General features: G+C 70.0%; 15 protein-coding genes. 8 read left to right on the forward strand and 7 right to left on the reverse strand.

Going from position 1 to position 12863, the window contains the following annotated elements; genetic code table 11:
- The 3 genes from ABGA98_RS18160 to ABGA98_RS18170 all read right to left on the reverse strand — a co-directional run bounded on the left by ABGA98_RS18160 (position 1) and on the right by ABGA98_RS18170 (position 2219).
- Positions 1–555: an ABATE domain-containing protein gene (locus tag ABGA98_RS18160; RefSeq protein ID WP_347619500.1), complete on the reverse strand. Its 555-nt coding sequence runs from the start codon at positions 553–555 to the stop codon at positions 1–3.
- Between the two features lie 205 nt (positions 556–760).
- Positions 761–988 carry a DUF3073 domain-containing protein gene (locus ABGA98_RS18165; RefSeq protein ID WP_347619501.1) on the reverse strand — a complete coding sequence of 76 codons (228 nt, stop codon included), beginning with the start codon at positions 986–988 and terminating at the stop codon, positions 761–763.
- A 151-nt stretch (positions 989–1139) separates the two neighbouring features.
- Complete coding sequence (locus ABGA98_RS18170; RefSeq protein ID WP_347619502.1) at positions 1140–2219, reverse strand: Glu/Leu/Phe/Val dehydrogenase dimerization domain-containing protein; 1080 nt, start codon at positions 2217–2219, stop codon at positions 1140–1142.
- 103 nt (positions 2220–2322) lie between these two features.
- On the opposite strand from ABGA98_RS18170, the gene ABGA98_RS18175 reads away from it, so the two are divergent.
- Together ABGA98_RS18175 and bldC are read left to right on the forward strand one after the other, a co-directional pair.
- Positions 2323–3186 (forward strand): hypothetical protein, encoded by an 864-nt coding sequence (locus ABGA98_RS18175; protein ID WP_347619503.1) that lies wholly within the window; start codon positions 2323–2325, stop codon positions 3184–3186.
- A 322-nt stretch (positions 3187–3508) separates the two neighbouring features.
- Positions 3509–3712, forward strand: a complete 204-nt coding sequence (gene bldC / locus ABGA98_RS18180; RefSeq protein WP_013133571.1) for a developmental transcriptional regulator BldC — start codon at positions 3509–3511, stop codon at positions 3710–3712.
- A gap of 146 nt (positions 3713–3858) precedes the next feature.
- Here the strand turns inward: bldC and ABGA98_RS18185 are convergent, their stop codons facing one another.
- Positions 3859–4509 carry a TetR/AcrR family transcriptional regulator gene (locus tag ABGA98_RS18185; protein ID WP_347619504.1) on the reverse strand — a complete coding sequence of 217 codons (651 nt, stop codon included), beginning with the start codon at positions 4507–4509 and terminating at the stop codon, positions 3859–3861.
- A 145-nt stretch (positions 4510–4654) separates the two neighbouring features.
- Here ABGA98_RS18185 and ABGA98_RS18190 point away from each other — a divergent pair, with 145 nt between their 5' ends.
- The 4 genes from ABGA98_RS18190 (at position 4655) to ABGA98_RS18205 (ending at position 8672) form a co-directional block, all read left to right on the forward strand.
- Positions 4655–5704: a LacI family DNA-binding transcriptional regulator gene (locus ABGA98_RS18190; RefSeq protein WP_347619505.1), complete on the forward strand. Its 1050-nt coding sequence runs from the start codon at positions 4655–4657 to the stop codon at positions 5702–5704.
- A gap of 167 nt (positions 5705–5871) precedes the next feature.
- Complete coding sequence (locus tag ABGA98_RS18195) at positions 5872–6120, forward strand: hypothetical protein (RefSeq protein ID WP_347619506.1); 249 nt, start codon at positions 5872–5874, stop codon at positions 6118–6120.
- An 87-nt stretch (positions 6121–6207) separates the two neighbouring features.
- On the forward strand, positions 6208–7083 hold the full coding sequence (locus ABGA98_RS18200; protein ID WP_347619507.1) for an N-acetylmuramoyl-L-alanine amidase: 876 nt from the start codon (positions 6208–6210) through the stop codon (positions 7081–7083).
- On the forward strand, positions 7080–8672 hold the full coding sequence (locus tag ABGA98_RS18205) for a beta-N-acetylhexosaminidase (RefSeq protein ID WP_347619508.1): 1593 nt from the start codon (positions 7080–7082) through the stop codon (positions 8670–8672). The genes ABGA98_RS18200 and ABGA98_RS18205 overlap by 4 nt, the downstream gene beginning before the upstream one ends.
- 59 nt (positions 8673–8731) lie before the next feature.
- Here ABGA98_RS18205 and ABGA98_RS18210 read toward each other — a convergent pair whose 3' ends face one another.
- Genes ABGA98_RS18210 through ABGA98_RS18220 form a run of 3 tightly spaced genes read right to left on the reverse strand, consistent with a single transcriptional unit; the run spans position 8732 to position 11011 of the window.
- Entirely contained in the window at positions 8732–9286 is a 555-nt protein-coding gene (locus ABGA98_RS18210) for a GNAT family N-acetyltransferase (RefSeq protein WP_347619509.1), read from the reverse strand.
- Between the two features lie 9 nt (positions 9287–9295).
- Positions 9296–10354 (reverse strand): quinone-dependent dihydroorotate dehydrogenase, encoded by a 1059-nt coding sequence (locus tag ABGA98_RS18215; RefSeq protein ID WP_347619510.1) that lies wholly within the window; start codon positions 10352–10354, stop codon positions 9296–9298.
- Positions 10355–10360: 6 nt separating this feature from the next.
- The gene (locus ABGA98_RS18220; RefSeq protein WP_347619511.1) at positions 10361–11011 is read right to left on the reverse strand and encodes a response regulator transcription factor; all 651 of its coding nucleotides are present in this window, start codon (positions 11009–11011) and stop codon (positions 10361–10363) included.
- A 19-nt stretch (positions 11012–11030) separates the two neighbouring features.
- On the opposite strand from ABGA98_RS18220, the gene ABGA98_RS18225 reads away from it, so the two are divergent.
- Both ABGA98_RS18225 and lpdA read left to right on the forward strand, forming a co-directional pair.
- Complete coding sequence (locus tag ABGA98_RS18225) at positions 11031–11405, forward strand: tautomerase family protein (RefSeq protein WP_347619512.1); 375 nt, start codon at positions 11031–11033, stop codon at positions 11403–11405.
- A gap of 39 nt (positions 11406–11444) precedes the next feature.
- Positions 11445–12824 carry a dihydrolipoyl dehydrogenase gene (gene lpdA, locus ABGA98_RS18230; protein WP_347619513.1) on the forward strand — a complete coding sequence of 460 codons (1380 nt, stop codon included), beginning with the start codon at positions 11445–11447 and terminating at the stop codon, positions 12822–12824.
- Positions 12825–12863: the final 39 nt, after the last annotated feature.

The following is a 12863-nucleotide window of genomic DNA, read 5'->3' on the forward strand; positions in this document are numbered from 1 at the left end:
TCACTTGTGCCGCTGGTAATAGCGGGCCACGCGGACGCGGTTGCCGCACAGGTCGGGCGAGCACCAGCGACGTCGCGGGTGGGCCGGGAGGAAGAGCAGGTGACATCCCGGCCCTTCGCAGCCGCGCACCTTGCCCACGTCGGGGTCGGTCAGCAGGGCCACGGCGGCCTCGGCCAGCTCGGTCAGGAGGCGGTCGAGCGGCGTGCCGTCGCGCTCCGTGCCGCGCCGCAGCACCGCGCCCCGCGCCTCCAGGCAGGGATAGGCGGGCGCGACGCGAAGTGCCTGGTTGAGCGCGTCGATCGCCTCGGGCGGCGGTGGTGCGGTCTGGCGCGCCGCCTCCAGGGCCCGCTCCACGTGGCCGCGCAGGTCGCGGACGGCGGCCGGGTCGTCGGGGCCGAGCGTGGTCTCGGGGACGGTCAGCCGGCCGGCCTGCTTGGCGAGCCAGGCATGAAGACCTTCCGCGGTCGCCAGGGCGTCGTGGTCACCGCCCGACGGGGTGCGGGCGCCCGTGTTGACCAGGTCGAGTGCGAGGGGCTCGCCGGTCAGCAGATCCATTCGCCTCATGGTAGGACCTTTCGCCGTTGACGCATCAGCCGCTGGGAGCGCCCGCCTCGCGCCATCACCGGTTTCCTCGATGAGTCGGCCCCGGAAAAGCGGCCCTACGTGACGAAAGCCCCACGGTTACCCGTGGGGCCCGACGAGTGCGAGCGAGGATCCGGCGCGAACGCCGGACCCTGCGCCACGTCACCCAGAAGAACGGTTATCGGCGGCCGGCACGGCCGTCGTCGTCGTCTCCCGCGCCATAGTCTTCGGCGTAATCGGCATAGCGATCCGCCAGCTCATCGTTGAGGTCGTCGGCGTCGTCACTGCGGCTGGAGTCTCCGACCCCGAGTTCGTCGCGAAGACGGTCAAGATCCGTGCCACCGCTGTTGTACTTCAGCTGGCGAGCAACCTTGACCTGCTTGGCCTTTGCTCGGCCGCGCCCCATTGGCTCGACCCCCTCGTGTGGGGTCGTCCCCGACCCCTCGTCGCTAACGCACCACACACTGACGCCGCCTGACTCCGGGCGTCAGCCTATCGTTCGCCTATTACCGTACCTGTTTTGTGCCCAGCTCGGTACGTCGTATGGGCGCGGGGCGTCAGTCGCCCAGCCAAATGGCTCGTAGCCGCCCGACTTCCGACATTCTGCGCTCCGCCAGCCTATCTGCTGCGACCGCGGGAGGGACGCCCTCGTCGGCCGCTATCGCGAAGATTTTCAATGTCGTGTCATAGATCTGCGTGGCCTTGGATCGGGCCCGCTCCATGTCGAAGCCCCCGATCTCGTCGGCGACCTGGATGACGCCGCCCGAGTTGACGACATAGTCGGGCGCGTACAGGATCTCACGTTCGGCGAGTTGCTTCTCCACGCCGGCATGCGCGAGCTGGTTGTTGGCCGCCCCGCAGACGATCTTCGCGCGGAGCTCCGCGACCATCTCGTCGTCGAGCACCCCGCCCAGCGCGCAGGGGGCGAAGACGTCGATGTCGGAGCGCGCCATGGCCCGGGCGTCGGCCACCACGTCGACCTCGGGACGGCGTGCGCGCACGCGTTCGACCGCCTTGGGGGCGACGTCGCAGATCACCACCTCCGCGCCGTCTTCGCGCAGGAGCTCGACCAGGCGGTGGCCCACCTTGCCCACCCCTTCGACGCCGACTCTCTTGCCGTGGAGCGACGGAGTGCCGTAGACGCGCTCGGCCGAGGCCCGCATGCCCTGGAACACGCCGAAGGCCGTCAGGATGGACGAGTCGCCGGCCCCGCCGTGGGGCGGCGTGCGGCCCGTCACATAGCGCGACTCACGGGCGATGACGTCCATGTCCTCGCTGTAGGTGCCCACGTCGCAGGCGGTGATGTAGCGTCCGCCGAGCGACTCGACGAACCTGCCGTAGGCGCGCAGCAGCGCCTCGCTCTTGTCGCGCGCCGGGTCGCCGATGATGACGGCCTTGCCGCCGCCGAGGTCGAGGCCGGCCAGCGCGTTCTTGTAGGACATGCCCCTGGCGAGGTTGAGCACGTCGGCCAGCGCCGCCTGCTCGTTCTCGTACGGATAGAAGCGGGTGCCTCCCAGCGCCGGGCCCAGCGCCGTGTTGTGGATGGCGATGATGGCACGCAGGCCGCTCTGCTCGTCGGCGCAGAAGACGACCTGCTCATGCACGTCCTTGTGGGACGCTCCGAAGACGTCGGTCACGGTAGTGACTCCCTGTCCGGTCCACCGCACCTTCGCGGCGGAGATCGCCTCATAGCCTAGTCTCGACAGTGCACGCAGGGTCGCTTCGTGACACGATGCCACCGTGCTGCCCTATGCCGCCTACCTCCGCGTCTATGAGCCACTGACCGCGTTCGCCGAGCCCGAGCGCAAGGTGTGGGCCGACTACGCCGACTCACGCGACCGTCCGCGGCGCGCGAACGCGCTCAACGCGGAGCACGGCGAGTCGGTCATGCGCCTGCTCGGCATGCCCCCTCAGCCCGTTCCCGCCCAGGAGAGCCCCAACGCCTATCTGCGGCGCGTTGAGGACCGTCTGTACGTTTGCCCATGGCAGACCCGCCTGCGCTCGTGGCTGGCGTTCTCAAGGCTGCGTGGCGCCACGCCGGCGAAGCTGATGGACCGTCTCGTGCCGAAGGCGATCGCCGAGCAGACGGCCGACGACTTTGATCGCTACAAGCGAAAAGCGGGGTCGTCCGCGCTGCGCACGCACATTCGCACCACGACGTGGCACGTGCCACCGGCCTGGTTCGTGCCGTTCGACGGCAACGAGCGCTGGCTGGTGCTCGGCTCCGCCGCCCCGGGGCAGGACGTGACGACGGCTACGGGCCGTAACCTCATCTATGTCACCTCCATGGCGCAGGCCAGGCGGCGGGCGGCGCGGGCGCTCAACGTGCTGCGCCGGCACCTCGGCGACGTGGCCTCCAACTTCGAGGTCGAGGACATCGCCAGGTGGCTGGAGGAGTTCCACCCGCACTCGCTGGTCGAGCTCGACTACGGCGGCCTCGTGCACCTCATGGACGACGGCGCGCTGCAGGCCGACCAGTCGGTCGCCGAGCTGTCGGCCGCCCTCACGGGCCTGGACACGGGTCAAGAAGAACTTGCCTACGCCATGTATCAGAGGGTCATCCTGCGGTGGAAGTCAATGCAACAACTGGAATCTGCCAACTGAACCCCAATACGGCCGTCTGACCTGCATGAGTAGGTCACGTCTCACGGCTGCTCTCTTCTGCGAACTGAGTAGTTTGCCGTTTTCACTGCGATACCACGAACCGTGTCGCTAGAATCACCGAGCGTGACATGGCCACGAGGGCGGGCAGTTGGGTCAAAGAAGGGCTCGCCAATCGCTCTGCGTGGCGGTATGGTCACATCGGGTGATGCCGCATATGGCTCAGAAAAGCCGCACGCTCTGCGCCATAGGGGGACATCCGTGACACGCGCAAAGGCAGTCACAGGATCGCTAAGCCGGTCCACACGGAGGAGAGGCCGCACAAATGTCAGCTCGTACACCCGAGGCCGAGCCGCTGCTCACGCCCGCTGAGGTCGCGACCATGTTCAGGGTCGACCCCAAGACCGTTACGCGGTGGGCCAAGGCGGGCAAGTTGACGTCGATTCGTACCCTCGGCGGTCATCGGCGTTACCGGGAGACCGAGGTCCGCGCGCTGCTCGCGGGGATCCCGCAGCAGCGCTCGGAGTAGCCGAGAGGGTCGTCACGGACCTCAGGGGGGTTGAGGGTGGACCAGGCGCGCAACGAAGCCCGGTCCACCGTGTGACGACGTGACGTCGCATGGGAAGTTGGCGCCGCCCGCCCGGCGCCATCCTTCCCGGCTTCCGCCTCCCGCCGTTACGCCAGACGCTCCAGCAGGCCGGCGACGTCGTCGTCATACCTCGCGGCGACGCCGAGCAGCGCGACCATGTGATCGACCAGCATCTTCTCGAGCGTCGGTCGTTCCACGTCGCGGTGCTCCAGCCAGTCGAGGCCGGCCGTCTCCACGGAGGCGATCCACGACCTCAGGGTCGTGCGCAGCACCGGGCTGGGCTCCTCGACACGCATCTGCTTCTGGATGAGGCGGAAGAGGCGCCGGCGCACGCCGTCGACGATCTCGCCCACCTCGCCCGCCCTGTTGGCGGGACCGCCGCGCAGGAGCGCGGCGAACCCGGCCGCGTGCTCCTCGACGAAGTCGAAATAACGCTTGAGCCCGGAGGCCAGCTCGTCGAGCGGCCTGCCGCCCTCATGCGGCCGCAGCCTGGACTCCAGCTGCTCCGCCGCGCTCCTCAGCGCGGCCACGTAGAGCTCCTGCTTGCCGCCGAAATAGTGGTAGACCAGGGCCCGCGAAGCCCCCGCCGCCGACGCCACGTCGTCGATCGAGACGTCTTCCGCGTCGCGCGTGCTGAACAGCTCCAGAGCCGCCGCCATGAGCTCCTCGCGACGCCGGTCGACGCTGAGCCTGCGCCGAGCCGGGCGCGCCTTCTCGGCTGACTTACCTGGTGTCACATCTGCACAGTATCCGACCTGCGCCCCAGCCGAAGATGGCCGCTGTTCGGCGAATATCGGGCTCTCTGTAACGGAAGCCGTACCCTGCGGCTAACTCGATCGTTTGGTCAGACAGGTGCCCATATCCGCATCGCGGGGGAGACACATGTCAGGACCGCCCGTCAACACCTCATCCATCGCCGAGCTCAGAGAGGTAGACACCCTGCCTCGGCCCAGACCCACCATCCGCAACGTCGCCGAACGAGCCGGCGTCTCGAAATCGCTGGTCTCACTCGTGCTGCGCGGATCTCCGCACGTGAGCGAGCACCGGCGCCAGGCCGTGCTGCAGGCCGCACGCGAGCTCGGCTACCGGCCGAACGCGGTCGCGCGAAGCCTGGTCGAAGGGCGTACCCACCTGGTGGGAGCGCTCGTCGCCAACCTGCACAACCCCTTCTACGCCGAGTTCCTCGACGGACTGCAGGAGAGCCTGCACGGCGACGGCCTGCGCATGCTGATCGGGAACAGCCAGTGGGATCCGGCCTTCGAGGACGAGGCCGTGGAGGCCTTCCTCGAGCTCAGGGTCGACGGGCTGGTCCTGCTGGGCATCGCACCGACCAGCGAGACGCTGATCGAGGCCACCTCCTACACGCCCACGGTCGTCGTAGGGGAACGTGACATCGAGCTCGACGGCGTCGACATCGTGGTCGACGACGACCAGCTCGGCGCCCGCCTGGCCATCGACCACCTGGTCGAGCTCGGCCACAAACGGATCGCGCACATCGAAGGGCCCCGCTCGTCGCGCTGCGAGGGCTATCTCGTGGCGATGCGCAGGCACTCGCTGGCCCCGTACATCATGGTCGAGGCCGCGGACGCGACCGAGGACAGCGGCAGGGAGGCGGCGCTCGCCCTGCTGACCCGCGACCCCAGGCCAACGGCGATCTTCGCGGCCAGTGACGCGGTCGCGCTCGGCGTGCTGTCGGCCGCCGGCGACCTCGGCCTGCGCGTGCCCGACGACCTGTCGGTGGTCGGCTACGACAACACGCACCTCGCGGCCTCCCGCCACATCTCGCTCACCTCGGTCGACCAGCCCCGCCGTGCCATGGGCAGGTCGGCGGCGGCACTGCTCAGCGACCGCATCGGAGACCCCGCCAAGGGCTCCCGCCTGCGGGAGGTGCGCTCGGAACTCATCGTGCGACGGAGCACGGGGCCCGCCTGATGCGGACGGGAGACCTGCACGGCAACGCGCTGCGCCGCGGCAGGTTTCCTGTTGCCCAAACCTGGGTCAAGCCGCGTGGCGGCGCGATGACGCGCCGGTTTACTCGTCAGGGTCATGCTAAGAGTGGCCGGTTCGGTCCGGTCACGGTCTGATCCGGGGGAACAGTCATGCGTGATCCGGAACTGGTGTCCTGCGCCCAGCGCGCCGCGGCGGAGCTCGAACGCGCCTGGGGCCACTGGCGAGCGGGCCGGGGGCGGGGCGCCGACGCCACCGCCGAGTCGGTCGCCAGCTACGTCGCCCACTCTCTCGACCATCCGTGGGGCCGTCCCCGCGTGGTTCTCGGCCTCGACGCCGAGGACGCGCGGGAGCTGGCCGCCCTGCTCGAACGGCAGGAGGTCGCCGAGCGCGTCTGGTAGGAGCACGTCCGGCGAGGACGCGGCACGTTCGCACCACACTCGGCATATGAGCCGTCCTGTCTCCGGGCTTCGCGTAAGTTGGGCGGCATGCGTGCTCTTCCCGTCACGGTCCTCGCCGTCTGCGGCCTGATCGCCTCCGCGTGTGGCGCCACCGATACCGGTGACGCCGCGGCAGGTCAGGCCGCCACCACGAGCACGGAGGAGCGGGCCGCATCCTCGGCGCCCGCCAAGACCTTCGATCCCGCCGAAACCGCGGGGCCCGCGGGAACCGCCGGAAGCGCCGAGCGGGCGCGGGAGGCACGACCGCTCGAAGGGAGGGTCATCGTCATCGACCCGGGCCACAACGGCGGCAACTACCGCGCTCCGAAGGAGATCAACCGCCTGGTCGACGTGCTGACCAAGAAAAAGGCCTGCGACACCACCGGCACCTCCACCAACGACGGCTACAGCGAGGCCGCGTTCACCTGGGACGTGTCCACCCGGATGGTCAAGATCCTCGAAAGGCGCGGCGCCACGGTCAAGCTGACCAGGTCGAGCAACGACGGCGTCGGCCCCTGCATCACCCGGCGCGCCGCCATCGGCAACAAGGCGGAGGCCGACGCCGCGATCTCGGTACACGCCGACGGGTCAGCGCCGGGCAACCACGGCTTCCACGTGATCATGCCCAAGAAGATCAACGGTCCGGTCGACAAGGTCGTGGACGATTCGAGCAGGCTCGGCATCACGGTACGTGACGCCTTCGCCAGGGGCACAGGGCTGCCCTACTCCACCTACATCGGCAGGAAGGCGCTCGACTACCGGAGCGACCTCGGCGGGCTCAACCTGTCGACGGTGCCGAAGATCTTCGTCGAGTGCGGCAACATGCGCAACGCCGCCGAGGCGGCCAAGTTCCAGCGCCCGAAGTTCCGGCAGAAGATCGCGCTGGCGCTGGCCAACGGATTGCAGCACTATCTCAAAGCATGATTCCTCACCCTACGCTGCACAGTGATCTTTCCGTTCCCTTCGAGCTGGCCTCAGGCGCCACGGTGTCCGGCGACCTGGCCGCCGCCGTCCGCCTCGCCCTTCCCCTGCTCGATCTGCGGCCGGGCGACTCGGGTGAGATCGACGTCCGGCAGGACGCCGCGCTCGGCGCGGAGGCCTACCGGCTGACCACCGGGTCCAGGGGTGTCGAGATCGTGGCCGGCGGGCGGGCGGGCGCGTTCTACGCGGCCCAGTCGCTGCACCAGTTGCTGCCGGACGCCTCCTACCGGTTCTCCGAGCAGGCGTCGTGGCCCGTTCCGGGGGTGCGGATCGAGGACGCGCCGCGCTTCTCCTGGCGTGGGCTGCACCTCGACGTGGCCCGGCACTTCTTCCCCAAGCGGGAGCTCCTGCGCCTGATCGACCTGATGGCGGTGCACAAGCTCAACCGGCTGCACCTGCACCTGGTCGACGACCAGGGGTGGCGGGTGGAGAGCCGGGCCTACCCGCTGCTGCACGAGGTCTCCTCGCACCGGCCGCGCACGGCGGTCCACGCCCATGGCGAGCCGGCCGCGTACGACGACGTGCCGCACGGCGGCTACTACACGCTCGACGACCTGGCGGAGATCGGCGTCTACGCCCGCGCCAGGTGCGTCACGATCGTGCCCGAGATCGACGTGCCGGGGCACGCCTCGGCGATCCTGGCCGCCTACCCGTCGCTGGGAGCCACCGGAGAGCGCTACGACGTGCTCGACCGGTGGGGCATCTCCCCAGCGATCCTGTCGCCGCTGCCGCCGACCGTCGAGTTCCTCACCACGATCTTCGACGAGCTGATCGGGGCGCTGGGCGAGACCCCCTACGTGCACATCGGCGGCGACGAGGTGGTGCTCGACCACTGGACCGGTTCGGCGGAGATCGCCGCCTACCGCGACTCCCTGGGCCTGTCCACGTCCGTCGAGTTGCAGGCGTGGTTCCTGCGGCGGCTGGCCGACGCGCTGGCCGAGCGGGGCGCGCGGACCGTGGTGTGGGACGAGGCGTTCGTCGGAGGCGGGCTGCGCCAGGACACGATCGTCATGCCGTGGCGCGGCATGGGCGTGGGCCGCCGTGCCGCCGCCGCGGGGCACGACGTGATCGCGACGCCGGTGTTCCCGCTCTACTTCGACTACGCGGAATCCGGCTCCCCCGACGAGCCGAGGGCCATCGGCGACACCATCACCCTTGAGGACGTCGCCGCCTTCCGCCCGGCGCCTGACGACTGGACGGACGACGAGCGCGCCCGGGTCGTGGGCGCGCAGGCGCAACTCTGGAGCGAGCGCGTGCCCGACGCCCGCACGGTCGACTACAAGCTCTGGCCGCGGGCCTGCGCGCTCGCCGAAGTGGCCTGGTCGGGCTCGGCCGCCGAGGGCTTCACGGAGCGCCTGGGGCGGCACCTGGGCCGGCTCGACGCCATCGGGGTGGAGTATCGACCGCTCGCGGGACCGCACCCGTGGCAGCGGCGGCGCCCGCACCGGCCGAGCGAGATTCCCATGTCCGAGCGGATGACCCGCATCGAGGCCATGACGCACGACCCGGAGTCGACCCGGCCCAGCCTGTAGACCGGGCGGGCGCGTCCGGATCCACCGGTGAGAGGGCCGGGCGGGCGCCGGGCCGCCGGTCAGAAAGCCGGGCGGTCGTTGAGGATGCGCTGGAAGAGCCGGTGGTCCTGCCAGTGCCCGTCGATCTCCAGGTAGCGCGGCGCGGTGCCGTAGAGCTCGAAACCTGCCTTGCGGAGCACGCTCTGCGAGGCCACGTTGTCGACCAGGGTGCCTGCCGCGATCCGGTGCAGGCCGAGGTCCTGGTCGGCCATCCGGCACACCTCCAGCACCGCCCGGGTGGTCAGGCCGCGCCCTTCGTAGCCGGCGTCGATCCAGTAGCCGAGGTCGGCGCTGAGCCACGGGCCGCGGACGATGTTGCTGAGCGTCATGCGGCCCACGACCCGATCGCCGTGGACGAGCAGCCACGGCATCGCCCGGCCCTGCGCCTGCTGCGCGAGCAGGTCTTTGAGCCGGTGGACCTGGCCCGGCAGGGTGAAGAACTCGGCCGGCCGCCGGGGCTCCCACCGGCGCAGATGCTCGCTGTTGCGGACGTAGGCGTGGAGCAGGGCCTCGGCGTCGCGCTCAGCGGCCGGGCGCAGGACGACACCGTCTGTTAGGGGCACCTCTGGGATCACCGTCACACCCTAGTCTCGGGCGGTGCGCCCGATCGCGTCGGCGATCGACGTCATGCCGTGGCGGCGCACGCGGCGGGAGAGCTGCCGGTGGATGCGCGAGGCCCACAGCGGGCCGCCGTAGATCCAGCCGGTGTAGCCCTGCACCAGCGTCGCCCCGGCCAGGAGCCGCTCCCAGACGTCGTCGGCGTCCTCCACGCCGCCTGCCGACACCAGCGTGAGGCGGTCGCCCACCCTGGCCCGCAGCCGCCGCAGCACCTCCAGCGAGCGGGCCTTGAGCGGGCGCCCGGACAGCCCGCCGGTCTCGCCGCCGTGCCTGATCGTGGTGTTGGTCGCGATGATCCCGTCGAGGCCGAGCTCCACCGCCAGGTCGGCGACCGCGTCGACGTCCTCGTCGGCGAGGTCGGGCGCGATCTTCACCAGCAGCGGCGTGCGGCGTGGCGTGCTGTCGGCGACCTCCTTGACCGCGGTCAGCAGCGGCCGCAGCAGGGCTACCGCCTGCAGGTTGCGCAGGCCGGGGGTGTTGGGCGAGCTGACGTTGACCACGAGGTAGTCGGCCATGGGGGCGAGCTCCTTGGCGGCGGTGACGTAGTCGGCCACCGCCTCCGACTCGGGCACCACCTTGGTCTTGCCGATGTTCACCCCGATCACGACGGGGACGCCGCGCGGGCGGCGCAACCTGCGGGCGGCGGCCGCCGCGCCGGCGTTGTTGAAGCCCATCCGGTTGATCACCGCCCGCTCCCGCACCAGCCTGAACAGGCGCGGCCTGGGGTTGCCCGGCTGGCCGTGGGCGGTGATGGTGCCGACCTCGACGTGCCCGAAGCCGAGCGCGGCGACGCCCTCGGCGCACGCGGCGTCCTTGTCGAATCCGGCGGCCAGCCCGAGCGGGCCGGGGAAGTGCACCCCGAACGCCGTCACCCGCAGGGCCGGGTCGTGCGGCGCGAACGCCCGGTGCAGCAGCCGCTTGAGCAGCGGCAGCCGCGCGAGGAGCGCGAGGGCGCTCACGGTGAAGTGGTGCACGGCCTCGGCGTCGAAACGTCGCAAGACCTGCGTGAACACGAGGCGATACATCACAGGTCAGGCTACCAACCCGGCCTCGTAGGCGATGATCGCGGCCTGCACCCGGTTGCGGACGTCGAGCCGAGTGAGGATGGCGCTGACGTACGCCTTCACCGTGCCCTCCACGATGTGCAGCCTGCGGGCGATCTCCGCGTTGGACAGGCCGGCGCCGAGCAGGGCGAGCACCTCCCGCTCGCGGTCGGTGAGGCTCGCGACGCGGTCACGCGCCTCGGCGCCCCTGGCCATCCGGCCGCCCGACAACTGGGTGATCACCCGATGGGCGACCTTGGGCGACAGGTACGCGGCCCCCTCGGCGACCGCGTGGATCCCGGCGATCAGCTCGCGCGGGTCTCCCGACTTGAGCAGGAACCCGCCGGCTCCCACGTCGAGCGCCTTGGCGATGTAGTCGTCCTCCCCGAATGTGGTCAGCATCACCACGGCCACGTCCGGCGCGGCCCTGCGCAGCTCGGCCGCGGCCGCCAGCCCGTCGAGCCTGGGCATGCGGATGTCGAGCAGCGCCACGTCGGGCCGGTGGCTGATGGCCAGGTCGACGGCCTGCCTGCCGTCGGCGGCCTCGGCCACCACCTCGAGCGACGGGTCGGAGGCGAGGATCGCCCGGACGCCCGCTCTGATCATGGCCTCGTCGTCGGCGAGGAGTATGCGGATCACGCCTTCTATATTGGCCCTCATGGCACAGGTGAAGGTCTATGGGCGCAGGGACGTGTGGGCGGGCCGGCAGCGTGAGGTGTCGGACCTGGTGCAGTCGTGTCTGGTGAGCGCCTGGGGGTTGCCCGAGGAGAAGAGGTTCCACCGGTTCGTGCTGCTGGACGCCGACGACTTCGTCTGCCCGCAACGGAGCGAGCGCTACCTCGTCATCGAGGTGGTCTGCTTCACCGGCCGCAGTGACGACGCGAAGCGGGCGTTGATCCGGGAGATCTACGCGAAATCCGGCTATGATCCCGAAGACGTCGAGATCACCATCATCGAGATGCCCAAGGTCAACTGGGGCATTCGCGGGGTTCCCGCTGACGAGCTCGCCCTGCCGTACAACGTGGAGGTCTGACGTGTGGGGTGACGGCGGCCGGACGGTATGGTCCGACTCATGAGCACTCACTATGACGTCGTCGTTCTCGGCGCGGGTCCAGGAGGATATACGGCCGCCGTCCGCGCCGCCCAGCTCGGACTGCGGACCGCGGTCGTCGAGGAGAAATACTGGGGTGGCGTCTGCCTGAACGTGGGCTGCATCCCCTCCAAGGCGCTGCTGCGCAACGCGGAGCTCGCCCACATCTTCAACCACGAGGCCAAGACCTTCGGCATCAGCGGCGAGGTCAGCTTCGACTTCGGCGCGGCCTTCCAGCGCAGCCGCAAGGTGGCGGACGGGCGGGTCAAGGGCGTCCACTACCTGATGAAGAAGAACGGCATCACGGAGTACGACGGCCGGGGCACGTTCCTGGACGCCAACACCCTCCAGGTGAACGGCGAGACGATCACGTTCTCCCACTGCATCATCGCGGCCGGGGCCACCACCAGGCTCATCCCGGGCACGCAGCTGTCGGAGCGCGTGGTGACGTACGAAGAGCAGATCCTCACCGAGAACCTGCCGGGCAGCATCATCATCGCGGGCGCCGGCGCGATCGGGGTGGAGTTCGCGTACGTGCTGCACAACTACGGCGTCAAGGTGACGATCGTGGAGTTCCTCGACCGGGTCGTGCCGCTGGAGGACGAGGAGGTGTCGGCCGAGCTGGCCAAGCGCTACAAGCGGCTCGGCATCGAGGTGATGACCTCCACCCGCGTCGACGGCATCGAGGACACCGGCTCCTCCGTCAAGGTCACCGTCACCAAGGGCGACCAGACGCAGGTGCTCGAGGCCGACAAGGTCCTGCAGGCCATCGGTTTCCAGCCGCGGGTCGACGGCTACGGCTTGGAGAAGACGGGCGTGGCGCTGACCGACCGGGGGGCGATCGCCGTCGACGGTCGCTGCCGGACGAACGTGCCGCACATCTTCGCCATCGGCGACGTCACCGCCAAGCTCATGCTGGCGCACGCCGCGGAGTCCATGGGCATCATCGCGGCCGAGACAATCGGCGACGCGGAGACCATGGAGCTCGACTACGTGATGATCCCGCGGGCGACCTACTGCCAGCCGCAGGTCGCGAGCTTCGGCTACACCGAGGCGCAGGCGCGCGAGCTGGGTTACGACGTGAAGGTGGCGAAGTTCCCGTTCACGGCCAACGGCAAGGCGCACGGGCTGGGCGACAGCGCCGGCTTCGTCAAGATCATCAGTGACAACACGCACGGCGAGCTGATCGGCGCCCACCTGATCGGGCCCGACGTCACCGAGCTGCTGCCCGAGCTGACCCTGGCCCAGCAGTGGGACCTGACGGTGCACGAGGTCGCGCGCAACGTGCACGCGCACCCGACGCTCGGCGAGGCGGTCAAGGAGGCCGTGCACGGCCTGGCCGGACACATGATCAACATGTAGGACCGCCGGCGATCGGTACGGCGGGCCGCCGTACCGATC

This window comes from Nonomuraea sp. B1E8 (assembly GCF_039871515.1).
Lineage (GTDB): Bacteria > Actinomycetota > Actinomycetes > Streptosporangiales > Streptosporangiaceae > Nonomuraea.

Excerpts from the sequence above, each read along its gene's own strand:
- bldC (WP_013133571.1), top strand. The coding sequence starts at position 3,509 with ATGTCAGCTCGTACACCCGAGGCCGAGCCGCTGCTCACGCCCGCTGAG.
- lpdA (WP_347619513.1), top strand. The coding sequence starts at position 11,445 with ATGAGCACTCACTATGACGTCGTCGTTCTCGGCGCGGGTCCAGGAGGA.
- ABGA98_RS18160 (WP_347619500.1), bottom strand. The coding sequence starts at position 555 with ATGGATCTGCTGACCGGCGAGCCCCTCGCACTCGACCTGGTCAACACG.
- ABGA98_RS18215 (WP_347619510.1), bottom strand. The coding sequence starts at position 10,354 with ATGTATCGCCTCGTGTTCACGCAGGTCTTGCGACGTTTCGACGCCGAG.
- ABGA98_RS18205 (WP_347619508.1), top strand. The coding sequence starts at position 7,080 with ATGATTCCTCACCCTACGCTGCACAGTGATCTTTCCGTTCCCTTCGAG.
- ABGA98_RS18190 (WP_347619505.1), top strand. The coding sequence starts at position 4,655 with ATGTCAGGACCGCCCGTCAACACCTCATCCATCGCCGAGCTCAGAGAG.
- ABGA98_RS18200 (WP_347619507.1), top strand. The coding sequence starts at position 6,208 with ATGCGTGCTCTTCCCGTCACGGTCCTCGCCGTCTGCGGCCTGATCGCC.
- ABGA98_RS18195 (WP_347619506.1), top strand. The coding sequence starts at position 5,872 with ATGCGTGATCCGGAACTGGTGTCCTGCGCCCAGCGCGCCGCGGCGGAG.
- ABGA98_RS18225 (WP_347619512.1), top strand. The coding sequence starts at position 11,031 with ATGGCACAGGTGAAGGTCTATGGGCGCAGGGACGTGTGGGCGGGCCGG.
- ABGA98_RS18165 (WP_347619501.1), bottom strand. The coding sequence starts at position 988 with ATGGGGCGCGGCCGAGCAAAGGCCAAGCAGGTCAAGGTTGCTCGCCAG.